Genomic DNA, 2,810 nt, shown 5'->3' with positions numbered 1-2,810 from the left:
GGCTGCGCTCGCGGCCGGTGACCAGGCTTAGCGCAAGCCCGCTGCGACCGGCGCGACCGGTACGGCCGACGCGGTGCTGGTAGGTGTCGATATCGGTCGCAGCTCGTAGTTGACCACGGCTGCCAGGTCTTCCACGTCCAGTCCGCGGGCGGCCACATCGCTGGCGACGAGTACGTTGCAGCTGCGGTTGGAGAACTGCAGCAGCACTTCGTCGCGGTCACGCTGTTCCATGTCGCCATGCAGCGCGAGCGCGGAGAAGCCGAACTGGCGCAGCGAGTTGGCTACCTCGTCCACGTCCTTGCGGGTGTTGCAGAACACCACCGCCGATTCGGGCGTGTACTTGAGCAGCAGGCCGGCCAGCGCCTTCTGCTTGCTGGACAGCTCGGTTTCGAAGAACAGCTGGTGGATGGACGGCGCCTCGGTCTGGCCGTCGATGGTGACCTCGACCGGCTCGTTGAGCAGCGCCCGGGCCAGCTCGCGGATCGATTCGGGGAACGTGGCCGAGAACAGCAGGCTCTGGCGTTCCTTGTGGGTGCGCCCGGCGATCTCGCGGATCGGCTCCTCGAAGCCCATGTCCAGCATGCGATCGGCCTCATCCAGCACGAAGCAGCGCACCTGGCCCAGGTTCAGCGCGCGCTTGCGGGCCAGCTCCTGGATGCGTCCGGGCGTACCCACCACCACATGCGGGTGATGGACTTCCAGCGAGGCCAGCTGCGGTGCCAGCGGCATCCCGCCGGTCAGCACCAGCAGCTTGAGGTTGGGAATGCCGGTGGCCAGCTTGCGCAGCTGCTTGCCGACCTGGTCGGCCAGTTCGCGGGTCGGGCACAGCACCAGCGCCTGTACCCGCAGGGTGGCCGGATCGAGCCGGTGCAGCAGGCCCAGACCAAAGGCGGCGGTCTTGCCGCTGCCGGTCGGGGCCTGGGCGATCACATCGCGGCCTTCCAGGATCGGCGGCAGGCTCTGCGCCTGTACCGGGGTCATCGTGGTGTAGCCCAGCGCGTCGATGCCGGGTGCGAGTGCCGGGGACAGCGGCAGGGAGGAGAAGTCGGTCATGCCGCATTTTCGCAGATGCCGCATGACCGTGCCTGCCGCCGTGCATTCAGAGCAGGGCACCGATACCCAGGTTGATCGCCATGCCGCCGGCCAGCAGCCAGACAAACAGCAGCGCGGCCAGCAGCATCGGCTTGGCGCCGGCCTGGCGCAGGGCCGAAACGTGGGTGGTCAGGCCCAGCGCGGCCATCGCCATCGCCAGCAGCGCGGTGTCCAGTTCGACCAGCAGGCCGACCAGCGGTGCGGGCAGCAGCTGCAGCGAGTTGAACGCGACCATGCCGACGAAGCCGAAGGCGAACCAGGGGATGGCGATCTTCGAACGCTGCCCCTTGGCGGCGCCCTTGCCACGGGCCAGCAGCGCCGACAGGCCGACCAGGAACGGCGCCAGCATCATCACCCGCACCATCTTGGCGATAACCGCGGCATCGCCAGCCTCGGGGCTGATCGCGCGGCCGGCCGCCACCACCTGCGCCACTTCATGCACGGTGGAGCCGGTGAAGATGCCGAAACCGGTTTCATCCAGCGGCATCCAGCCCGCGCCCAGGCCCCACTGGTAGATCGCCGGGTACAGGAACATCGCCACGGTGCCGAACACCACCACCGTGGCCACCGCCACGGCGACCTGCTCGGCACGGCCTTTGACCACCGGCTCGGCCGCCATCACCGCCGCCGCACCGCAGATCGAGCTGCCGGCGCCGATCAGCAGCGCCTGGTTGCGGTCCATGCCCAGCACTCGGGTACCCAGCCACCAGGCCAGGGCGAAGGTCGAGCACAGCACCAGCGCATCGATCAGTACGCCGGCGGTACCGACCTGGCCGATGTCCTGCAGGGTCAGGCGCAGGCCGTAGAGGATGATGCCGGCGCGCAGCAGGGTGGACTTGGAAAAGCCCACGCCGGTGGCGGCGCGCGGCGCGATGCGCCCGTAGATCGAGTTGCCCAGCACGATGCCGATCACGATGGCCAGGGTCAGGGCGCTGATGCCGTGGCTCTGTATCCACGGCAATGTGCCCAGCCAGATCGACAGCGCGGCCACGGCCGCTGTCAGTACCAGGCCGGGGATACGTGAAGAGGCGGGAGTGTTCATAACGGTCGGTTATCAGGAGATGGCTAATCTTGATCCGATGAAACCAATCCGTAAAACGGATTATATTTGTAATATCGACCTGGTTTTCGGGTAATTCATGCACCTCTCACTGCGCCAGCTGCAGATCTTCACCGCCATCGCCGAGAACGGCACCACCACGGCCGCCGGTGAGAGCATCGGTCTGTCGCAATCCGCCGTGAGCGCCGCCTTGAGTGAGCTGGAGAGCCTGCTGGGGCTGGCATTGTTCGACCGGATCGGCCGCCGGCTGGTGCTCAACGGCCATGGCCGGGCGCTGCTGCCGCAGGCGCATGCCGTGCTGGCCGGGGTGGCCGATATCGAACGGCGCTTCCGCGCCGGGCGTGAAGCCGGAGCGCCGGTACGCTGGCGGCTGGGGGCCAGCACCACGATCGGCAACTACCTCATGCCGGGGCTGATCGCCGATCTGCAGGATGCCAATGAGCAGGCCCATGTCGATCTGAGCATCGGCAACACCCGCGAGGTGGCCGCGGCTGTGCAGCAGCTACAGGTGGACATCGGCCTGATCGAGGGGCCCTGCCATGAGCCGGGGCTGGAGCTGGTGCGCTGGCGTGAGGATGAGCTGGTGATTGTCTACGGCCCGCGGCACCCACAGGCCGCGGAATGGGCGCAGGGGGCCGGGGAGGTCGCGCTGCGCCAG

At 68.0% G+C, this 2,810-nt stretch carries 2 protein-coding genes and 1 pseudogene; 1 reads left to right on the top strand and 2 read right to left on the bottom strand.

Going from position 1 to position 2,810, the window contains the following annotated elements; genetic code table 11:
- Together dbpA and JCM9942_RS13430 are read right to left on the bottom strand one after the other, a co-directional pair.
- Window positions 1-1,053, bottom strand: a pseudogene (gene dbpA / locus JCM9942_RS13435) (ATP-dependent RNA helicase DbpA); the annotation flags it as partial.
- A gap of 46 nt (window positions 1,054-1,099) precedes the next feature.
- Window positions 1,100-2,134, bottom strand: coding sequence for a YeiH family protein (locus JCM9942_RS13430; protein ID WP_054660294.1), 1,035 nt, complete (start codon window positions 2,132-2,134; stop codon window positions 1,100-1,102).
- 97 nt (window positions 2,135-2,231) lie between these two features.
- On the opposite strand from JCM9942_RS13430, the gene JCM9942_RS13425 reads away from it, so the two are divergent.
- On the top strand, window positions 2,232-2,810 hold a 579-nt coding region (locus JCM9942_RS13425), incomplete at its 3' end, for a LysR substrate-binding domain-containing protein (RefSeq protein WP_157722927.1).

This window comes from Stenotrophomonas pictorum JCM 9942, assembly GCF_001310775.1.
Lineage (GTDB): Bacteria > Pseudomonadota > Gammaproteobacteria > Xanthomonadales > Xanthomonadaceae > Stenotrophomonas > Stenotrophomonas pictorum.
Note: the sequence above shows the minus strand (reverse complement) of the source record. Positions and strands in the feature narration are given on the sequence as shown.

Bases quoted from the DNA above. Each gene is read 5' to 3' on its own strand.
- JCM9942_RS13430 (WP_054660294.1), bottom strand. From the start codon at position 2,134: ATGAACACTCCCGCCTCTTCACGTATCCCCGGCCTGGTACTGACAGCG.